Consider the following 19,331-nt stretch of genomic DNA (forward strand, 5'->3'; position numbering starts at 1 on the left):
GAATAGGGATTTACCGTGGGAAGCCACGGCATCCGAGCCCCCCGCGGGGACTCGTGTCACCCTCCGTGTGGGCAAGCTCACCCCCAGGGGTGCCTCGGCACGAAGTGTCGCCAGTACCTAAACTCTGCTTGTTTCAAGGAGGGAGCCATCGTGCGCAAGGTCCTCATCGCCAACCGCGGTGAAATCGCAGTCCGCGTCGCCCGTGCCTGCCGGGATGCCGGGATCGCCAGTGTGGCCGTCTACGCGGAGCCGGACCGGGACGCGCTGCATGTGCGCGTGGCCGATGAGGCGTACGCGCTGGGCGGTGACACTCCGGCCACCAGTTACCTGGACATCTCCAAGGTGCTGGCGGCCGCCGCCGAAGCCGGGGCGGACGCCGTCCACCCGGGGTACGGCTTTCTGTCGGAGAACGCCGACTTCGCGCAGGCGGTCATCGACGCGGGCCTGACCTGGATCGGCCCGCCGCCGCAGGCGATCCGCGACCTGGGTGACAAGGTCGCCGCCCGGCACATCGCGCAGCGCGCCGGCGCGCCGCTGGTGGCCGGCACGCCCGACCCGGTCTCCGGGTCCGACGAGGTCGTCGCCTTCGCGCGTGAGCACGGCCTGCCGATCGCCATCAAGGCCGCCTTCGGCGGCGGCGGACGCGGCCTGAAGGTCGCCCGCACGCTGGAGGAGATCCCCGAGCTCTACGACTCCGCGGTGCGCGAGGCGGTCGCCGCCTTCGGTCGCGGCGAGTGCTTCGTCGAGCGCTACCTGGACAAGCCCCGGCACGTGGAGACCCAGTGCCTGGCCGACCAGCACGGCAACGTGGTCGTCGTCTCCACCCGTGACTGCTCGCTGCAGCGCCGCCACCAGAAGCTCGTGGAGGAGGCCCCCGCGCCCTTCCTGACCCCCGAGCAGAACGCGCAGCTCTACCGCGCCTCCAAGGCCATCCTCACGGAGGCCGGCTACGTCGGCGCGGGCACCTGCGAGTTCCTGGTCGGCACCGACGGCACGATCTCCTTCCTCGAGGTCAACACCCGCCTCCAGGTCGAGCACCCGGTCACCGAGGAGGTCACCGGCATCGACCTGGTCCGCGAGATGTTCCGGATCGCCGACGGCGAGAAGCTCGGCTACGACGACCCGCCGATGCGCGGTCACTCCTTCGAGTTCCGCATCAACGGCGAGGACCCGGGCCGCAACTTCCTGCCGGCCCCCGGCACCGTCACCCGGTTCGACGCGCCGTCCGGCCCGGGCGTGCGCCTGGACGCGGGCGTGGAGGCCGGCAGTGTCATCGGTCCCGCCTGGGACTCGCTGCTGGCCAAGCTGATCGTCACCGGCGCCACCCGGCAGCAGGCGCTGCAGCGCGCCGCCCGCGCCCTGGCGGAGTTCCAGGTCGAGGGCATGGCCACCGCCATCCCGTTCCACCGCGCGGTGGTCGCCGACCCGGCGTTCGGGCCCGAGGTGCACGGCGAGAAGGGTCCGTTCACGGTCCACACCCGGTGGATCGAGACGGAGTTCGTCAACGAGATCCCGCCCTTCACCGCCGCCCTCGACGGTGAGGAGTCCGACGAGTCGGGCCGTGAGACCGTCGTGGTCGAGGTCGGCGGCAAGCGCCTGGAGGTCTCCCTCCCGGCCTCGCTGGGCATGACCCTGGCCCGTACGGCGGCCGCGGGCGGCGCCCGCCCCAAGCGTCGCGCCGCGAAGAAGGCCGGCTCCGCCGCCTCGGGCGACAGCCTCGCCTCGCCGATGCAGGGCACCATCGTGAAGGTGGCCGTCGAGGAGGGCCAGGAGGTCAAGGAGGGCGACCTGGTCGTCGTCCTGGAGGCGATGAAGATGGAGCAGCCGCTCAACGCGCACCGCTCCGGCACCGTCAAGGGCCTGACCGCCGAGGTCGGCTCCTCCGTCTCCTCCGGTGCGCTGATCTGCGAGATCAAGGACTGATCCGCTTCTCCTGACGACACAGCACCGCACATAGGGCACCGCACGCGGGCCCCGGCCGAGGATCGGCCGGGGCCCGCGGTGGTCAGCGGCGCCGTGGTGCCAGGTCCGCGATCCGCGCGGCCTGCTGCTCCCCGGCCAGTTGGGCGGTGCGCAGCGGGGACATGCTGCCCGCCACGCCTCCGGCCGACTGGCCGGCGGCCCGGGCGCGCGGCTCACCGGGTGGGGCCGCGCTGCCGCCGGAGTAGCCCGGCTGCGGGTGCTGGTGGCGGCGGGGGCCCGGCACGGGCGGCATCTCCCGCCGCTGCCGCCCGTGGGGCATCCCGCCGTCCACACCGTCGGTCGACGCCACCGCGACCTGCACACCGCGGTCGGCCAGCGCCTGGAGCTCGGTCGCGGCGCGATCGTCGCCCGCGGGCGGCGCGTCGGTGACCAGATGGGTGATCAGGTCCGTCGGCACCGTCTGGAACATGGTGTCCGTGCCCAGCTTGGTGTGGTCGGCCAGCACCACGACCTCCGCGGCCGCCTGGACCAGCGCCCGGTCGACGCTCGCGGAGAGCATGTTGGACGTGGACAGGCCGCGTTCGGCGGTGAGACCGGCCCCGGACAGGAACGCCCGGGACACCCGCAGCCCTTGCAGGGACTGCTCGGCACCGCTGCCGACCAGCGCGTAGTTGGACCCGCGGAGCGTGCCGCCGGTCATGACGACCTCGACCCGGTTGGCATGCGCCAACGCCTGCGCCACGAGCAGGGAATTGGTCACGACGGTCAGCCCCGGCACCCGGGCGAGCCGGCGTGCCAGCTCCTGGGTGGTGGTACCGGCACCGACGACGATGGCCTCGCCCTCCTCGACGAGACCGGCCGCGAGATCGGCGATCGCCGTTTTCTCCGCGGTCGATAGATGGGATTTCTGCGGAAAGCCGGACTCCCTGGTGAAGCCCCCCGGCAGCACCGCACCGCCGTGCCGGCGGTCGAGCAGTCCTTCTGCCTCCAGCGCCCGCACGTCACGCCGTACGGTCACTTCCGAGGTCTGGACGACGCGGGCGAGCTCACGGAGGGAAACCGCTCCGTTGGCGCGCACCATTTCGAGGATCAATTGGCGACGTTCTGCTGCGAACACGAAACTGACAGTAACGCCAATGACCGTCTGCTATCAGCAGTTTGCACCGATTAACAGAAGTTGTTCGTGAAGTCGGACGTCGCGTGCTATACGGAAAGCTGCGACCCCGCAGCAGGCGGTTACAGCTCTCCCGAGGCCTTCCGGGTCGCCAACTGCCGTGCGGCTTCGGCGATCGAGCCCGACAGCGACGGGTAGACCGTGAAGGTGTTCGCCATCTGCTCCACGGTCAGATTGTTGTCGACCGCGATCGAGATGGGGTGGATCAGCTCGCTCGCGCGCGGCGAGACGACCACGCCGCCGACCACGATCCCGGTGCCCGGACGGCAGAAGAGCTTCACGAAGCCGTCCCGGATGCCCTGCATCTTCGCGCGCGGGTTGCGCAGCAGCGGCAGCTTCACGGCGCGGGCGTCGATGATGCCGGCGTCGACGTCGGCCTGCGTGTAGCCGACGGTCGCGATCTCGGGATCGGTGAAGACGTTCGAGGAGACGGCCTTGAGGTTCAGCGGGCCGACCGTCTCGCCGAGGAAGTGGTACATCGCGATCCGGCCCTGCATGGCGGCGACCGACGCGAGCGCGAAGATGCCCGTGACGTCACCGGCCGCGTACACGCCCGGGGCCGAGGTGCGGGAGACCTTGTCGGTCCAGATGTGACCGGAATCCTTGACCTTGACGCCCGCGCCCTCCAGGCCCATGTCGGAGCTGTTCGGTATGGCGCCGACGGCCATGAGGCAGTGGCTGCCGGTGATGACCCGGCCGTCGGAGAGGGTGACCTCCACGCGGTCGCCCACCCGCTTGGCGGACTCGGCGCGGGAGCGGGCCATGACGTTCATGCCGCGGCGCCGGAAGACGTCCTCCAGGACGGCGGCGGCGTCCGGGTCCTCGCCGGGCAGCACGCGGTCGCGGGAGGAGACGAGCGTCACCTTGGAGCCGAGCGCCTGGTACGCGCCGGCGAACTCGGCGCCGGTCACGCCGGAGCCGACCACGATGAGCTCCTCGGGGAGCTCGTCCAGGTCGTACACCTGCGTCCAGTTCAGGATGCGCTCGCCGTCCGGCAGCGCGTCGGGGAGCTCGCGGGGACGGCCGCCGGTGGCGATGAGCACGGCGTCCGCGGTGAGGGTCTCGGTCGTGCCGTCGGCGGCCTGGACGACGACCTGGCGGGAGCCGTCGATGGCCTGCATGCCGTCGAGCCGGCCGCGGCCGCGCAGGACGCGGGCGCCGGCGCGGGTGACGGAGGCGGCGATGTCGTGCGACTGGGCGAGTGCGAGACGTTTCACACGGCGGTTGACCTTGCCGAGGTCGACGCCGACCACCCGGGCCGCCTGCTCGACGTGCGGCGTGTCGTCCGCCACGATGATGCCCAGCTCCTCGTACGAGGAGTCGAAGGTCGTCATCACCTCGGCCGTCGCGATCAGGGTCTTCGACGGTACGCAGTCGGTCAGCACCGACGCCCCGCCCAGACCGTCGCAGTCGACGACGGTCACCTCCGCGCCCAGCTGGCTGGCCACGAGGGCCGCTTCATATCCGCCGGGTCCGCCACCGATGATCACGATCCGAGTCACGTACCCCATTGTCCCGCACGCGCCAAGTGATCACCTACGGGGTCCCGGCGGCCCGGCCGTCGTGGTCGGGTGGGCGGGGTCCCACTGTCGTACTCTCGTCACCATGTCGCTCTACGCCGCGTACGCCGGCAACCTCGACGCGCGGCTGATGACCCGCCGCGCCCCGCACTCGCCGCTGCGCGGAACCGGCTGGCTCGACGGCTGGCGCCTGACCTTCGGCGGCGAGCAGATGGGCTGGGAGGGCGCGATCGCCACTCTTGTGGAGGACCCGCTGCACCAGGTCTTCGTCGGTCTCTACGACATCGCGCCGGTCGACGACGAGTCGCTGGACCGCTGGGAGGGCGTGCCGCTCGGCATCTACCGCCGCCACCAGGTCCGCGCGCACACCCTGGACGGCGACGTCTCGGCGTGGCTCTACGTGCTCAACGACTACGAGGGCGGCCTCCCCTCCGCCCGCTACCTCGGCGAGCTGGCCGACGCGGCGGAGTCCGCGGGCGCGCCGCACGACTACGTCATGGAACTGCGCAAGCGCCCCTGCTGACCGCCGGAGCGCGCGGCGGAGCCGGTCGCGGAGACCAGCGGAGATGAACACTCGGCGGTCCATGGGGAAAGCGCTCACCATCGGACGCCCCAGGGGTCACAATGGGACCGTCAATCGTCGGATCCTCCGAAGTTGCGCAGACCGTGACCTGAGACGTCTACGCGCGTAGGAGATAACCGGCTACCCTCATCGGCGTGAACTCTTCCGCACATTCCAACGCAGCCCGCACCCCGCTGGGCGACCCGTACGCCGCCGCCACGCAGGCAGCCGCCCGCCTGCGCGAGCTCACCGGCGACGAGACCCACGACGTCGTCCTGGTGATGGGCTCCGGCTGGGTGCCGGCCGCCGACCGGCTCGGCGAGGCCGAGTACGAGTTCGCGATCACCGACCTGCCGGGCTTCCCGCCGCCGGCCGTCGCCGGCCACTCCGGCAAGGTGCGCTCCGTGCGGATCGGCGACCGGCGCGCCCTGGTCTTCCTCGGCCGCAACCACTTCTACGAGGGCCACGGCGTGGCCACCGTGGTGCACGGCGTGCGCACCGCCGTCGCCGCCGGCTGCAAGACCGTCGTGCTCACCAATGGCTGCGGCGGGCTGCGCCCCACCTACCGGCCCGGCCAGGCCGTGCTGATCAGCGACCACATCAACATGACGGCCACCTCGCCGATCGTGGGCGCCAACTTCGTGGACCTCACCGACCTGTACTCGCCGCGGCTGCGCGCGCTGTGCAAGGAGGTCGACCCCTCCCTGGAGGAGGGCGTCTACGTCCAGCTCCCCGGCCCGCACTACGAGACGCCGGCCGAGATCAACATGGTCCGCACCATCGGCGGCGACCTGGTCGGCATGTCCACCACGCTGGAGGCCATCGCGGCCCGCGAGGCGGGCGCCGAGGTGCTCGGCATCTCCCTGGTCACCAACCTGGCCGCGGGCATGACCGGCGAACCCCTGAACCACGAGGAGGTCCTGGAGGCCGGACGCGACTCGGCCGAGCGCATGGGGGCCCTCCTCGCCCAGGTGCTGGAGCGGATCTGACCCTCCGGCCGGGCCGCCTGGCCCATCTGGCCCATCTGGTTAGGGAACCGGCGGGCGCGGGGAGGTAACCCCGGTAACCCACGGCCCCCCGGCACGCGCCGCCCCCACCCGGCCGCCGACCGCCGGACGGGTCACGGCACGCCCGCCCCACGCGGCAGCAGGCGGCCCGGCCCCGAGACCGGCCACCGCGCGGCGGAGGCGGCACCGACGACCGAGACATCGCAGGAGCATCACGTGGCAAGCGCAAGCGCAGGCGCCGGCAACAACGCGGACCTGATCCGGCAGGCCCGTACCTGGCTGGCCGAGGACCCCGACCCGGACACCCGGGGCGAGCTGGAGGCGCTGCTCGCCGCCGCCGAGGCCGGCGACCGGGACGCGGCGGACGACCTGGCGGACCGGTTCGCGGGCACCTTGCAGTTCGGCACCGCCGGCCTGCGCGGCGCGATCGGCGCGGGCCCGATGCGGATGAACCGCTCGGTCGTCATCCGGGCGGCGGCGGGCCTGGCCGCGTACCTGAAGGCGCAGGGCCAGGGCGACGGACTGGTCGTCGTCGGCTACGACGCCCGCCACAAGTCGTACGACTTCGCGCGCGACACCGCCGCCGTGATGGCGGGCGCCGGGCTGCGCGCCGCCCTGCTGTCCCGGCCGCTGCCCACACCCGTGCTCGCCTTCGCCGTACGCCACCTCGGCGCGGCCGCGGGCGTCATGGTGACCGCGAGCCACAACCCGCCCCAGGACAACGGCTACAAGGTCTACCTCGGCGACGGTTCGCAGATCGTGCCGCCGGCCGACTCCGGCATCGCCGCCGAGATCGCCGCGATCGGCCCGCTCTCCGGTGTGCCGCTGGCCGACGAGGGCCGGCACGTGTACGGCGACGAGGTGGTCGAGGCCTACTTGGAGCGCGTCGCCTCGGTGGTGGACCGGCACTCCCCGCGGGACCTGTCCGTGGTCTACACCCCCCTGCACGGGGTCGGCCGCGATGTACTGACCGCCGCCTTCGCGCGGGCCGGTTTCGCCGCCCCGCACGTCGTCGCCGAACAGGCCGAGCCCGACGCGGACTTCCCGACCGTCGCCTTCCCCAACCCCGAGGAGCCGGGGGCGATGGACCTGTCCTTCGCCGCCGCACGGGAGTTCGGGCCCGACATCATCATCGCCAACGACCCCGACGCCGACCGCTGCGCCGTCGCCGTCCCGGACCGCGGCGCCGAGGCCGGCTGGCGGATGCTGCGCGGCGACGAGGTCGGCGCCCTGCTCGCCACCCATCTGGTCCACCAGCGCGCCACCGGCACCTTCGCGGCGAGCATCGTCTCCTCCTCGCTGCTGTCCCGCATCGCCGCCCGTGCGGGCCTGGACTACGCCGACACCCTGACCGGCTTCAAGTGGATCTCCCGGGTGGAGGGCCTGCGCTACGGCTACGAGGAGGCGCTCGGCTACTGCGTGGACCCCGGGGGCGTCCGCGACAAGGACGGCATCAGCGCGGCCCTGGCCGTCGCCGAACTGGCCGCCGAGCTCAAGGCCAAGGGCCGCACGCTCTCCGACCTCCTGGACGACATCGCCCTGGAGTACGGCCTGCACGCCACCGACCAGCTCTCGGTGCGGGTCGCCGACCTGAGCGTGATCGGCGACGCCATGACCCGGCTGCGGGAGCGGCCGCCCACCTCGCTGGCAGGGCTGGCCGTGACGACCGCCGAGGACCTCACCCAGGGCACCGAGGACCTGCCCCCGACCGACGGCCTGCGCTACCACCTGGCCGGCGCCGGCCCCGTCGAGGCGGCCCGCGTCATCGTCCGCCCCAGCGGGACCGAGCCCAAGCTCAAGTGCTACCTGGAGGCCGTCCTCCCGGTCCCTGGCGGCGCCGACACGCTCGCGGCCACCCGCACCAGGGCCGCCGAGGTCCTGGCCGCCCTCAAGACCGACCTCGCGGCCGCCGCGGGCATCTGACGGCCTCGCCCTGATTCCCCGCCCCACCCCCCGCGCCGCTCACTCGCGGGCCAGGTAGCTGAAGCCCGTGTTCGGGCCGACGCAAGACTGCAGGGTCAGGTCGCCCCAGTAGAGGCCGTGGGAGGGGGTGCCGCGGCCGGGCTCGATGTGGTGGGCGTAGACGCGGTAGGTGAAGGTGCCGCGCGGGGTGGTGGCGGTGACGGCCGTGCCGATCGGCAGGGTGGCGAACCGCTGGAAGCCGCAGTAGTCGTGCCCCACGACGACGGCGGTGTTCATGGCGTAGCCGTTCTCGGTGCCGAGGTCGGGACCGTCCCACTGGACGGCGTCGCGGCACGCGTCCACGGTCTCCTGGTCGCCGCGGACGACCTGGGCCGTCCACGTGCCGATGCGGAGGGTGGTGGTCCCGTCCGGCGGCGGGGCGGACGGCGCCGAGGAGGACGGCTGCGTCGGCGGCTGCGGCGAGGACGAGGGCCTGGTGGGCGCGGTGCGCGGGCGCGGGGAAACGGACGGGGCGGCTGTACGCGACAGGTCCGGGTGCCTCGGCCACGGCGAAGCGGTGGTCCCGCGGGGGGACGGCGAGGCCGCGGGGCGGGTCCGGGCCGGTGCCCTCGGGGTACGCCGGGGGGCGACGGCCACCCCCGGTGCGGCCGGCGCCGCCGGTGACGCGGACGCCGGTGGCGGCGCGGGCACGCCCCCGGCCGCCCTCCCGTGCCCGGGGCTCGCGACGGGGGCCGGCTCCGGGCCCGCGAGCGGTTCGCCGGCCGTGCCGGGGCCGCCGCAGCCGGCGACGGCCGCGGACGCGGACGCGAGCAGGCCCAGGACGGCCACGGCGGCACGGATGCCTCTCATCCCACGCCTCCGTTCGTCGTCGGTCGTACGGGGCGGCACCGGACACAAGCTGCCTACCCGAAGCGGCCGTTGACGTAATCCGTCGTGCGCGGGTCCTGCGGGCTGCCGAACATCGCGTCCGTGTCGCCGTGTTCGACGATGACGCCAGGGGTGCCCTGCTCGGCCAGGAAGAACGCGCACTGGTCGGAGACGCGCGCGGCCTGCTGCATGTTGTGCGTGACGATGACGATGGTGACCTCGTGGGACAGCTCGTGGATCGTCTCCTCGATGCGCCGCGTGGAGGTCGGGTCCAGGGCGGAGCACGGCTCGTCCATCAGCAGCACCCGCGGCCGTACGGCCAGCGAGCGCGCGATGCACAGGCGCTGCTGCTGGCCGCCGGACAGGGCGCCGCCGGGCTGCCGGAGGCGGTCCCTGACCTCCTTCCAGAGACCGGCTTTGGTCAGGCACTCCTCGACAAGCGCGTCCTTGTCCTGGCGGCCGGCCTTGATGCCGCCCATCTTCAGGCCGGCGACCACGTTGTCGTAGATCGACATCGCCGGGAAGGGGTTGGGCTTCTGGAAGACCATGCCGATCTGGCGGCGGGCCAGGGTGATGCGGCGCCCGCGGTCGTAGATGTCGTCGCCGTCGAGCAGCACCCGGCCGGCCAGCGACGCGGAGCCGACCAGCTCGTGCATGCGGTTGAGGATCCGCAGGAAGGTGGACTTGCCACAGCCGGACGGGCCGATGAGCGCGGTGACCTGGTGGGCGGGCATGGTGAGTGACACCTCGTCCAGAACCTTGTGGTCGCCGAACCAGGCGGAGATCGCGTCGGCCTCCAGGGTGGCCGGGCTGCCACTCGCCGCGACCGCCGGGGCGGCGACCGCGGGGATGCGCAGTGTTTCTCCGACGAGCGTGTCGGTGGGGTCGGACATGTCGTGGCTCCCAGTCGGTCAGGGGTCGGTCAGAGCAGGTTGGGCAGCAGACGGGCGGCGGCGCCGGAGACGGCGAGGCCGAGCGCGACCAGTACGGGCACCCCGGCGATCCAGGTCTGCCAGCGTCCCCACGCGCGATGGGCCCAGGTGGTGAGCAGCGCCGCGGCGAGCAGCCCCAGGGACCACAGGAAGACCGAGAGCCAGACCGAGTTCTCGCGGCCCAGGGCCTGCTCGGAGCCCTCGATCCAGCCGGCGGCCAGTGGACGCGGCGGGTTGGGCTGTACGTCGCCGACCAGGTCGGCGTCGACGCGGAGGACGCCGGAGGGCGTGTAGGCCGGGCCCTCGGCGGTGATGAGGGTGAGCCGGCCCCGGCCCTGTTCGAGGACGGGCGGCAGCGGGTCGCCCGCGCGGCGGATGGCGGTGACCTCGTAGCGGGCTGTGCCCTGCCCGGTGGTCAGCTCGATGGCGGTACCGGGGACCAGTCGGTGCAGATCGTTGAACGGGCCGCCGTACCCCCACTGGCGGCCCATGACCACGCTGGTGCCCGCCTGGCCCGGCAGCGGGGTGTCGCGGCGGTGTCCGGGGCCGGACATCAGCACGCCGGAGGTGGTGCCCTCCTCGACGACCTCGTCGAGGTCGAGTGCCGGAATACGCAACAGGGCGACGGGGGCGCCGGGTTCGAGCCGCTTGCCGTCGAAAGTCCGCTGGCCCACCGGCGCGGTGCCGAGGGCGAGTTGTCGACGCAGCTCGTCGTACGCCGTCCGCTGGTCGCGGGCGTGCTGCAGGTTGCCCAGGAGGGTGAGGTTGGCGGCGAAGCCGAACAGCAGGGCGGCGAGCACGCACAGCGCCACCCCGGCGAACGCGAAACCGGGGCGGGTGGGCGGCGGCCCGGCGTCCGGCGGGCGCGGAGGCGCCGGCGCCACAGCGGGCAGGGGCGGAGGCGGGGGCGGGGACAGCGTGGTCACGGGGTGCGCTCCCTGTGCAGAGGTGTGGGGTGGAGAAACGGAGGCGCGGGCGGCGGGGTGGGGGCCCGCCGCCCGTGCTCCGCGGGCCGTTACGAGCGGGGTGCGCCGAAGGTCAGCAGCTTCCTGCGGCCGCCGAGCCGTACGAAGGCGAAACCGGCCGCGACCAGGACGACGGCGCCCACGCCGGAGAACAGCGCGATCTGGCCGCCGGTGGAGGCGAGGCCGCCCTGAGGGGAGTTCCCCCCGGTGCCGGAGCCGCCGGTGGTGCCGGTACCCCCGGTGTCACCGCTGCCGCCGGAGTCACCGGCGGTGTCGCCGCCACTGGTTCCGGACGTCGTGCCGGACGTGTCCGTCGCGGAGTCCGTGGGCGACGGGGTGTCGGAGGGGTCGTCGGTCGGGTCGTCGGTGGGCGTCGTGGAGCCGGTGGGGCTCGGAGACCCGGACGGCGGCTCGGGGACGGTGAAAGTCATCGCCCTGGAAGTCGCGTCACAACTCGGCGACCATTCCCACCTGTAGAGGTCGCTGGCGACCGCGTCCCCGGGAACCGTGAGAGCGTCCCAGGTCACCGCTCCGCCGGCGTCGGCCTTGACGTCAGGGATCTCGACATCGACCCTGCCGGCAGCCATGTACATGTCCAATGCGTACGACGCGTCGGGCACGCATCCCCGGACGATCAGCTTGACCGCCTGACCACGCTGCAACTCCGAGCCCGGGGACAGCCGGTTGCCCGAGGCGTCCAGCAGCTCGGCCCTCAGCAACTGCACGGCCAGTCTGACGGGCTGGGACTCGGAGGCTCCCCACTCGGCGGGGTTCGCCGGAGTGAACCGGGCGGTGATCGAGTGGTTTCCGTCGGACAGCGTCGACGTCTTGAACTCGGCCTTCCCCTCGGCGACCGGGACCGGGGTCTGGTTCAGCGGTGTCTCACCGTCCAGGAAAGTCACCGTGCCGACTGCCTCCGCCGGCGTGACCTTCGCCGTGAGCGTTATCTCCTGGCCCGGCTCGGGCTGGCTGGGGCTGTACTCCGGTATCGCGACACTGACGGCCGTGGCACCCTCTCCGACCGCCCAGTCGTCACCGGTGACGGTGATCTTCTGGGTCCAGTAGGGCGAGTCCGGGTGGGTGCCCGAGAAATCGTCCATGCATTGCAGTCGAAGCTCATAGGTGCCGTCACCGCTGAAGATCTGCGACAGGTCGTGGACAGCCAGATCGGGGTTGTCCGCCGCGGCCAGCGAGATCGTCTTCGGCGCGTCGTAGGGCCGATCCGCGTCATTGTAGATGCCGTCAATCGCGCGTACCTCTGTGCCGTCCTTGACGACATTGAGGAAAAGGCCCCAATTGAAGGGGAAGCTGATCACGTTGCCGCTTCCGTCGTCGATGACGTAGTCAGGGCACGCAGCAGGAATTCCGATGGTGCTGCCAAGCGGCTCCGGATCGCTCAACTTGCCGCTGGGCGCCATGGTGAAAGTCCCGATGGACGCCGCCCGGGCAGGCTGGGACTGGGATGCGACCAGGGTCACGAGGCCCAGGGCGAGCACGGCGCAGGCGGCCGCGATCGCGGCCACTCTTCGTAAGGGATGGAGCACTGTCATTGCGATTGCCCCCCGGGGGACGGTTGATGGACGGACAGGGCGACAGCACGTGGGGCCGGGCACCTGGAGGGTGCCCGGCCGTCACGCGAGGATCAGACGACGATCACGGATCAGCTCTTGCCCGTGAGGGTGGTCGCACCGCAGTTGGGGATGGTGGCGAAGCCGTAGGTCGTGATGGTGCTCGTGTCCTGGCAGACATCCGCCGTGTCTCCCGGGACGGCCGCCTTCACCACGAACGCCTCGTCGATCGCGGCCTCGTTGAGCCTGGAGGTCTGGACGACGTTGTAGACGTCACGGGTGAAGACGAAGCTCGGGTTGAGCGCGAGCGCGCTGCCGGAGCCGGTGGTGGGTGCCACACCCCCGATGCTGCGCAGACGCGACTCACCGCGACGGTTCGGGACGCCCGGGAGGCTCTTGCCCTGGGCGATCCACTGGGCGACGGAGTACGGCATGATCTGGTTGAGGTTGGTGATCGCCGTACCGTTGTGCTCCTGAACGTTGTCGACGAGGCCGCAGCTCGCCTTGGCCGCGGTGATCTGCGCCTCGGTGACTCCGATGGACGACAGCCAGTACGTCCGGGTACCGGAGCCGGCCTGCGGCAGCAGCGGCTGCACCGTGTGCACGGCGCCCGCGGCATCCGTGTACTTGCACGTGGTGTAGATCTGCTGCAGCTGCGCCGTCGTCAGAGTCGGGACACCCGCGGTGCCGGGCGCCTGGGACCCGATGGTGCTGCCCAGGTCGGTGGCGTAGGTGACCGCGTCCTTGGCGAACGGGATCCAGGTGAGGTCCGCGTTGGTGGTGTCGTTCGGCTGACGCGAGGAGCGGGCGAAGTCGAGGCAGACGCTCCCCCCGTTCGCGATGTCGGCGTTCAGCAGCTTGATGCCGTTCGAGGAGCCGTTCGCCTCCGCGCGGGTGAACGTGCATCCGGGGGTCGTCGCCTGGTCCTTGGTGGTGAACGGGTCGGCGGCGCCCGTCTGGGCGACGGCGTCCCACGACGTGACGTAGTTCGCGCCGCCGGCGTTCACGACGACGGTGCCGTTGGCCAGGCCGTTCATGACGTACTGCGTGGTGTCCGAGCCGACACCCGCCAGCTGACGGACGGGGCCGTCCGCGGACGCGGGGGCGGCCAGGATGCCGACGCCGAGCGCCGCGGCGCCGAGGATCGCGGCGCCGGCCTTGGCGCGAGACTTGACGTTCACTTCAGAACTCCTTGTTTCGGGATTTCGAAGACTGGACGTTCAAGCTGAATCCGGATTTCCGTGCTGCCGACCCGTCGGCCGGCCACCGCATACGCTTCCAAGTTTTCAATGCGGCGGCCACCAATTCCCATGGAGGAAAAGGTTACGAGCAAGCCTCCTAGGCGTCTCCTAGGGAGTTCGCCGTCGCGCGAAACGAAGAAACACCGGACCCGACAGCGCTGCTGCCCCACCGAGAACGAGAACGGCGAGAAGGACCCAGCGGATCACTCCGAGGGCTTCGCCGGGGGTAATCCCGGATTGGGCGACATTCTGCTGCGGCATGACGGAAGGAGGCGCGGATCCGGGCGGGGCGGCGGATGAATTCGACGGCTCGGCACTGGGGTCGCCGCCGGTGCCACCGGTGTCGCCTCCCGTTCCGCCCGAGGACGCTCCGCCGGCGCCCGTACCGGAGGAGGTCCCCCCGGTGTCGCCCCCGGATGCGAGACCGCCCGAGTCACCGCCCCCGGGATCGCCCGGTGCCGGCCCACCGGTCGAAGGGCCGTCCGCGGGCGCTCCTCGTTCCAGGGCGTCGGCGGCAGCCTCGGCCTGCCGGCGGAGCTTCATCGACAACGGCGCGTAGCCGGGCGGAAGTTCGCCTGCCGACCGCCCCGGCGTCTGACCCGGACCCGCGGCGAACCTGATGAAATCCGCGTACGCCTTGCGGGCCTGCGCGTCCTGGTTCACCGAAGCGGCGGCGTAGGTCACCGCGGCCAACGGGTACGCCTGGCCCTTGGCTCGCGCCGGATCGGGCTTCAGCACGGCAGAGTTGTCCGGCCACGGTCGCATGGCATCGACGCCTGCCTGCAGCGTGCCGACCGAGGGCTGCACGAAGTTTCCGTCCGCATTGCGCAAGGCCGCTGTCGACAGCCCGTAACGCTCCGCCGACGCGGCATCGACGATCGCCATCACGGCATGATGGCCCGGGAAGATGTCGTCGGCCTTGAGACCCCTGGGGTTGGTGGAAGAGCCCACATCCTGCTGGATGGTTCGGCCGTTGTGGCCCCGGCGCGTACGCAGGGCGCCGTCGTGCAGGTCGGCCACGTACGGGGCAAGATCGATAATTCCGTAGTCGGGCGGGTTCGGCGGGAGTCCGGCCACGGCCGGGGCGCGAGTCTCATCCACCTTGGGGAAGTTGTTCAGGGCCGTGTCCAGGCCCAGGTCCTTGAAATAGGGGTTCAACCTCGTTCCCCAGGGATCTTCCTTTCCGGCAAGGAAGTCCCGGGCGTCCTTGTCCGCCTGGAGCCAGTTCCAGATCATGCGCGCGGTGTCGGAATTCCCCTGCGGAACGATGAGGCTCATGGGCGTGACCTGCTCAGGGAATTCCGGGTTCAGTTCTTCGAATTCCGGGTCCTGGGTGTAGTAATCCGGATTCCCTTTCACATGTTCCGGAACGGGGATGGCCCACGGTACGTCTCGCACATAGGAATGAGTGAGCATCTTGGCCACGAGCCGCGGCGTCAGATTCATTTCGTGCACCACACCGGAAGGGCCTTCTATGAAGAAGGCGAACGCCAGACCGGACAACGCCACCGGAGCGTGCACGACGGATGGTCCGCCTCCCGGCCGGACAACCGGGTCGACGGTGACGCCGAGCCCGGGCGTCTCCGTCGTCGTGCTCAGTACCTCGCCCCTGGCACTCTCCTCGTCCTCCCGGTTGAAGACGAACGTGTTCCCCGTGGACGAGCACAACTTCGGCCCCCACGACGCGACCGCGTCGTCCGCCAGTTCGGAACCCGATATGGGTCGTTCCGCCTGGCCCACCCGGCAGAACGAGGCGATCGGCTGGAAGTCCAGGCGGAAGACCATCCGCTGGGCCCAGTTCGTCGCGGACAGCGGCGAGGTGTCGAGCTTGCCGCCCGCGCCCCTGTCACTGCCGTCCGCGTCGTGAGTGCCGCGCGGCACGACGACCAGCCAGCAGGAACGCGGAGTGACGGCACCGCCGGGCGGCGCCGTGTTCACGCCGCAGCCGAGGTGGTCGGCCTGGCTGCCGTCCTGCACTTCGAATCCCACTTCACCCGTGCCGTTGGCGAAGATGCGGCTGGCTATCTGCTCGTTGGTGTCCAACGGCCCGAAGTACGTGTAGTCCGTGGAGGACGTGGTGGGCGACCCGTCGACGGGACGGAAGGGGACGAAGTTGTTCGTGCCGGTGTACTGCGTCTCCCCGGGATCGCCGACGCCGGACCCGGTGCTGGCGACCCGCCGGCTGCTGGTCATGATGCCTGGAAGCGGAATTCCCGTGGCGCCGAATTCGCACTGCTCTCGCGTGGGACCGGCCGGATCGTCGCCCCAGCACTGCATGATCTGCAGGAAGTTGACATTGAACTGGGTCTCCGGCTGTGTCGGCGCCCCGCCTTCCCAGCTGATCCGCACGCCCTGGGAGCGCAGGTTCCTTGTCTGGTGGACGGTCACCTTCAGGTGGGAGAAGTCGTCGTACTCGCCCTTGGTCCCCGTCTTCGTCACCGCGGAGGACTCCGCGCCGGTGTCCGCCGCCGCGGCGGCAGTGGTGGCCGGCGGCAGCGGGAGCAGGGCCACCACGAGGGCGGCCAGCAGCGATCCGACGGCCAGGAGAACACGCGGCCGGGGCCGGTTCAGTGCGGTCCTCATGCCGCACCGCCGTTGCGCCGGGCCCGGTTGGCCATCACCCGGGCGACGAGCGGTGGTCCGACGACGACACCGAGGAGCAGCGTGGCCGACAGTGCCATCAGGGCGGTGCGCCATCCGAGGGCGTCGTCCGAGCCGAGCGAGACCGGGCTGGCGACGACGGAGGTGTCGCCGCTCTGGCTGGTGCTGACGAGCTGGCCGGTGTCGGGATCGAGCACGGCCCCACCGCTCGTGCCGCCCGCGGCGGCGCCGGGGTCACCGGTCGCGCCACCGGTGCCCGCGGTGCCCCCCGTCGATCCTGAGGCACCGGTACCGCCCGTCGAACCCGTCGATCCGGTGCCGCCCGTCGATCCCGTGGAACCGGTGCCGCCGGTCGATCCCGTACCGCCGGACGTTCCCGTCGATCCGGAGCCCCCCGTGCCGGAGCTGCCGGCGGAGCCGCCGCTCGGCACGGTGGGCTGCTGGGCGCCGGCGGTGCCGTCGGCACACTGTTCGGGGCCCTTCCTGTCGCACGCCTTCGGGTGCGGGGCGTTGAGGATCAGGGTGTTCCTGCCACCCGAGAACGTCGGGTTGTTGCATTTGTTGATGTCGATGGTGTTCGCCACGGCGCCGGGGATCTTCTTCGTCTGGGCCATGGCGGCCTCCACCAGGTTCCGCGGCAGCGGTGAGTAGCCGAGCCGGTCCGCGAGCTGCTGGCCCTCACACAGGAAGTAGTTGTTGAAGGCGCTCAGCGTCCTGCCCTTGGCCTGGGTGAAGCCCATCTCCTCCTTGGTCGGGATGATCATGTAGCTGTAGCTGGACAGCGGGTAGGTGCGGTCGTCGCCGTACCGGTACACGTTGTCCAGCTGCTGCGTCAGGTAGTTCGCGGAGCGCGGGTCGTTGTTGATCTCGGCCTTGGTGAGGGCGACGGCCACGCTGGACGCGGTCGGCTCGACGTAGTAGCCGGCCTTGTTGAGCACCTTGACCACCGGGAAGCCCGCGTTCCTGGCGTACGAGTACTCGACGTAGGTGATGGCGCCTTCGGCCTGGGGTTGCCTGGTGTAGCCCGCGACGCCGAGGGACCCCGACTGGGAGACGAACCCGGAACCGGGGATGTTCGGGAAGTACGACGTCAGGCCGCAGGGCGGTGTCTTGCCGGCCCGGCGGCAGTAGTCGTTCCACGGACCGGAGTGCTCCTTGGACATCCAGAGGGTGAACTGCGCCGTGGTGCCGGAGCCGTCGGAGCGGACGACCGGGACGATACGCCGGGCCGGAAGGTTCAGTTCGGGGTTGTCGGCCCGGATCTCCGGCGAGTTCCACATGGTGAGCTTGCCGGTGAAGATCTTGCTGATGACATCCCCGGACAGCCGGAGGTTGGTGACCTGCCTGCCGCCGATCTTCAGGTTGTACATGAACGACGTACCACCGGCCACGATCGGCATGTAGGCGTACTTGCGCGCCGGCGGGGGGTCCTGCTGGCCCAGGTCGGTGAGGCCGTAGGGAATCTCGGACACGCCGAAGTCGGATGTCCCGGACGCGAACTGGCTCCGGCCGACCGTGGAGCCGACCGACGCGTAGTTCACGGTCATGCCCTGCTGGCGGACGTTGCGGCGCCATTGCTCGATGGCGTTGGCGCTCCATGTCGAGCCGGATCCGCTGATCTTCGTGTAGGAAGCCGCGACGGCCCCCGGCGGCCGGACCGCCAGCAGCGAGCAGACCACGGCGACGAACAGCGCGAGTGCCTGGTACGCGCGCAGGGCGCGCGTACGACGGACGGGTGCGGGCATCACGGAGTGCTCCTCGTCGGTGCGGGACGGACTGGCGACTGTTCTGCTGCTGCGGACGGCGCGAAGCGCCGGGCGTCACGGTGCGAGGCCCTGACCGCGCGATGCTCCTGACGACGCGTCAGCTTCCCCGGACCGCGGCCGCCGAAGATGCGGGCCATGACGAACAGGACGAGCACCAGCACCAGAAGCACCGCGGCGGTGCCGAAGCCGCGGGCGATGTAGGTGGGCTCGGGGGACTTGACGAGTTCGAAGGCGGCGAGCGGCAGCGACACCATCGGGTCGTGGAGCGGATTGGTGTTGAGCTCCGCGGTGAAACCGGCGGTCAGCAGGACCGGCGAGGTCTCGCCCACGCCGCGCGCCGTACCCAGGATGACCGCCGTGGTCAGCCCGGACCGGGAGGTGGGCAGCACCACGTGCCAGACGGTGCGCCACCGCGAGGTGCCGAGCGCGTAGGACGCCTCACGCAGCGTGCCGGGGGTCAGCCGGATGACCACGTCCGAAGCGCGGATGATGATCGGCAGCATCATCACGGAGATGGCGAGCGCGGCGGCGAGACCGGACTGGTCGAAGCCCAGCCCCAGGATGAACATGGCGTAGATGAACAGGCCGGCGACGATGGACGGCAGCGCGGTCATCGCCTCGACGATGGTGCGGACGAACCTGCTGAAGGCGCCCGGGATCTCGTTGAGGAAGACCGCGCACACCAGCCCGGCCGGGATGCAGATCACCAGGGCGATGCCGATCTGCCAGAGCGTGCCGACGATCGCGTGCAGGATGCCGCCGACGTCGAGCGGTTCCAGCGGACCTGCGTCGGCCATCGACTGGGTGTAGAAGTTCAGGTGCGGCAGCGCCTTGCGGCCCTCGAACAGGGTGAAGACGACGACGAAGGCCAAGGCGGTCAGCATCACCAGACCGAGACTCTGGACGACCGCGGCGGCCACCCGGTCGCGGACCGCGGGACCGTCCTCGTCGAAGGAGACCGTCAGCGCGTAGATGCCGATGAAGAGCGCGTAGGCGATGACGATGAAGCCCAGCGCGCCGTTGAAGGGCAGCAGCCGGTCGTACAGCAGCCACGTGACGGCGATGGACGCGGCGCCGGCGCCCACCATCGCGTACGCGTCGGTGGCACGCAGGGTCGACAGGTTCCGGCGCGACTCGCCGCGCGTCGCGCGGTCGCCGGTCCGGCGTCCGGGCAGGTTGGTGCCCGGGCCGGAACCCTTCGGCGGACCCGCGGGGTCCGGCGCGGGGTGTGGGCCCTGCCCGGCCTTCTGGCTCTGTGCAGCGGTGACGGTCATCGGGCTCG

The 19,331-nt window shown here is 71.4% G+C and carries 14 protein-coding genes; 4 read left to right on the plus strand and 10 right to left on the minus strand.

Annotated features, from left to right (window positions below; all coding sequences use genetic code 11):
* The first annotated feature begins 150 nt into the window (after positions 1-150).
* Positions 151-1,923 carry an acetyl/propionyl/methylcrotonyl-CoA carboxylase subunit alpha gene (locus ACFWVC_RS30090; protein ID WP_384294158.1) on the plus strand — a complete coding sequence of 591 codons (1,773 nt, stop codon included), beginning with the start codon at positions 151-153 and terminating at the stop codon, positions 1,921-1,923.
* 82 nt (positions 1,924-2,005) lie between these two features.
* Here ACFWVC_RS30090 and ACFWVC_RS30095 read toward each other — a convergent pair whose 3' ends face one another.
* Positions 2,006-3,004, minus strand: coding sequence for a DeoR/GlpR family DNA-binding transcription regulator (locus ACFWVC_RS30095; RefSeq protein ID WP_384294279.1), 999 nt, complete (start codon positions 3,002-3,004; stop codon positions 2,006-2,008).
* 155 nt (positions 3,005-3,159) lie between these two features.
* Positions 3,160-4,608 carry an NAD(P)H-quinone dehydrogenase gene (locus ACFWVC_RS30100; RefSeq protein WP_384294164.1) on the minus strand — a complete coding sequence of 483 codons (1,449 nt, stop codon included), beginning with the start codon at positions 4,606-4,608 and terminating at the stop codon, positions 3,160-3,162.
* A 94-nt stretch (positions 4,609-4,702) separates the two neighbouring features.
* Here ACFWVC_RS30100 and ACFWVC_RS30105 point away from each other — a divergent pair, with 94 nt between their 5' ends.
* The 3 genes from ACFWVC_RS30105 to ACFWVC_RS30115 all read left to right on the plus strand — a co-directional run bounded on the left by ACFWVC_RS30105 (position 4,703) and on the right by ACFWVC_RS30115 (position 8,109).
* Positions 4,703-5,140 carry a gamma-glutamylcyclotransferase gene (locus ACFWVC_RS30105; protein ID WP_384294170.1) on the plus strand — a complete coding sequence of 146 codons (438 nt, stop codon included), beginning with the start codon at positions 4,703-4,705 and terminating at the stop codon, positions 5,138-5,140.
* 194 nt (positions 5,141-5,334) lie between these two features.
* The gene (locus ACFWVC_RS30110; protein ID WP_384294176.1) at positions 5,335-6,168 is read left to right on the plus strand and encodes a purine-nucleoside phosphorylase; all 834 of its coding nucleotides are present in this window, start codon (positions 5,335-5,337) and stop codon (positions 6,166-6,168) included.
* A gap of 234 nt (positions 6,169-6,402) precedes the next feature.
* On the plus strand, positions 6,403-8,109 hold the full coding sequence (locus ACFWVC_RS30115) for a phospho-sugar mutase (protein WP_384294182.1): 1,707 nt from the start codon (positions 6,403-6,405) through the stop codon (positions 8,107-8,109).
* 39 nt (positions 8,110-8,148) lie between these two features.
* On the opposite strand, the gene ACFWVC_RS30120 is transcribed toward ACFWVC_RS30115, so the two are convergent.
* From ACFWVC_RS30120 to pstA, 8 genes are all read right to left on the minus strand, one after another.
* Positions 8,149-8,958 (minus strand): hypothetical protein, encoded by an 810-nt coding sequence (locus ACFWVC_RS30120; protein ID WP_384294187.1) that lies wholly within the window; start codon positions 8,956-8,958, stop codon positions 8,149-8,151.
* A 53-nt stretch (positions 8,959-9,011) separates the two neighbouring features.
* A complete protein-coding gene (locus ACFWVC_RS30125) occupies positions 9,012-9,869 on the minus strand; it encodes a phosphate ABC transporter ATP-binding protein (RefSeq protein WP_384294192.1) in 858 nt (285 codons plus the stop codon).
* Positions 9,870-9,898: 29 nt separating this feature from the next.
* Positions 9,899-10,834 (minus strand): sortase, encoded by a 936-nt coding sequence (locus ACFWVC_RS30130; RefSeq protein WP_384294196.1) that lies wholly within the window; start codon positions 10,832-10,834, stop codon positions 9,899-9,901.
* Between the two features lie 89 nt (positions 10,835-10,923).
* Positions 10,924-12,396, minus strand: a complete 1,473-nt coding sequence (locus ACFWVC_RS30135) for an Ig-like domain-containing protein (RefSeq protein ID WP_384294200.1) — start codon at positions 12,394-12,396, stop codon at positions 10,924-10,926.
* A gap of 137 nt (positions 12,397-12,533) precedes the next feature.
* Entirely contained in the window at positions 12,534-13,622 is a 1,089-nt protein-coding gene (locus ACFWVC_RS30140; RefSeq protein ID WP_384294206.1) for a hypothetical protein, read from the minus strand.
* Positions 13,623-13,790: 168 nt separating this feature from the next.
* Positions 13,791-16,265 carry a hypothetical protein gene (locus ACFWVC_RS30145; RefSeq protein ID WP_384294210.1) on the minus strand — a complete coding sequence of 825 codons (2,475 nt, stop codon included), beginning with the start codon at positions 16,263-16,265 and terminating at the stop codon, positions 13,791-13,793.
* A complete protein-coding gene (pstS, locus tag ACFWVC_RS30150; protein WP_384294213.1) occupies positions 16,262-18,028 on the minus strand; it encodes a phosphate ABC transporter substrate-binding protein PstS in 1,767 nt (588 codons plus the stop codon). Before pstS ends, ACFWVC_RS30145 begins: the two co-directional genes overlap by 4 nt.
* Positions 18,028-19,323, minus strand: a complete 1,296-nt coding sequence (pstA, locus tag ACFWVC_RS30155) for a phosphate ABC transporter permease PstA (protein WP_384294219.1) — start codon at positions 19,321-19,323, stop codon at positions 18,028-18,030. The genes pstS and pstA overlap by 1 nt, the downstream gene beginning before the upstream one ends.
* Between the last annotated feature and the right edge of the window lie 8 nt (positions 19,324-19,331).

It is taken from the genome of Streptomyces sp. NPDC058691 (assembly GCF_042714775.1).
Taxonomy (GTDB): domain Bacteria; phylum Actinomycetota; class Actinomycetes; order Streptomycetales; family Streptomycetaceae; genus Actinacidiphila.

What these genes read in the sequence shown, in the direction of transcription:
- ACFWVC_RS30095 (WP_384294279.1), bottom strand. Translation starts at nt 3,004, where the DNA reads ATGGTGCGCGCCAACGGAGCGGTTTCCCTCCGTGAGCTCGCCCGCGTC.
- ACFWVC_RS30125 (WP_384294192.1), bottom strand. Translation starts at nt 9,869, where the DNA reads ATGTCCGACCCCACCGACACGCTCGTCGGAGAAACACTGCGCATCCCC.
- pstA (WP_384294219.1), bottom strand. Translation starts at nt 19,323, where the DNA reads ATGACCGTCACCGCTGCACAGAGCCAGAAGGCCGGGCAGGGCCCACAC.
- ACFWVC_RS30145 (WP_384294210.1), bottom strand. Translation starts at nt 16,265, where the DNA reads ATGAGGACCGCACTGAACCGGCCCCGGCCGCGTGTTCTCCTGGCCGTC.
- pstS (WP_384294213.1), bottom strand. Translation starts at nt 18,028, where the DNA reads ATGCCCGCACCCGTCCGTCGTACGCGCGCCCTGCGCGCGTACCAGGCA.
- ACFWVC_RS30100 (WP_384294164.1), bottom strand. Translation starts at nt 4,608, where the DNA reads ATGGGGTACGTGACTCGGATCGTGATCATCGGTGGCGGACCCGGCGGA.
- ACFWVC_RS30120 (WP_384294187.1), bottom strand. Translation starts at nt 8,958, where the DNA reads ATGAGAGGCATCCGTGCCGCCGTGGCCGTCCTGGGCCTGCTCGCGTCC.
- ACFWVC_RS30105 (WP_384294170.1), top strand. Translation starts at nt 4,703, where the DNA reads ATGTCGCTCTACGCCGCGTACGCCGGCAACCTCGACGCGCGGCTGATG.